A 464-nucleotide genomic window follows, 5' to 3' on the forward strand; every position below is an offset into this window, starting at 1 on the left:
TAGCGCACCGTTGCAACCGTGATATGGAAATCCGGGGCTACTTTCGCACGCTTCCACTCGGTATGTTGCCACGGGGTTGCCGGCAGGTCAGCAAGGAGATGCTGCTCGTGTGCTTCGAAGAGATCCCTGCGGCTTGACTGCTGACTGCGAAACGGCACGGAGGTGTTGATCGCATCGACTAAGCCCACAATCTTTCCGTTGAGCTCATCTAAGTCAACACACTGGTGGTCTTCAAGGGCGTGGATGATCTTGTGCGTGACGATCTTTACCGCAGCTTCCACATTTGCTTTATCCTTCGGCCGACGCGCGCGTGTGGGAAGTGCTGCTGTGTTGTAGTGCTCCAAGAACTGCTGGTAGGTGTCGTTGACCTTCCGATTCCTATCGGCAGTGCTGATTGCGTTTGATGCCGTCGACGCGTTATCGGGGACAACGGACCTGACCCCTGTTTGGTAGACACCTGATAT

The 464-nt window shown here is 55.2% G+C and carries 1 pseudogene; it reads right to left on the reverse strand.

The window, feature by feature from the left end:
• Nucleotides 1-281 (reverse strand): annotated as a pseudogene (locus HMPREF2967_RS13385) (IS21 family transposase); the annotation flags it as partial.
• Nucleotides 282-464: the final 183 nt, after the last annotated feature.

This window comes from Corynebacterium sp. HMSC059E07 (assembly GCF_001814395.1).
GTDB lineage: Bacteria > Actinomycetota > Actinomycetes > Mycobacteriales > Mycobacteriaceae > Corynebacterium > Corynebacterium hesseae.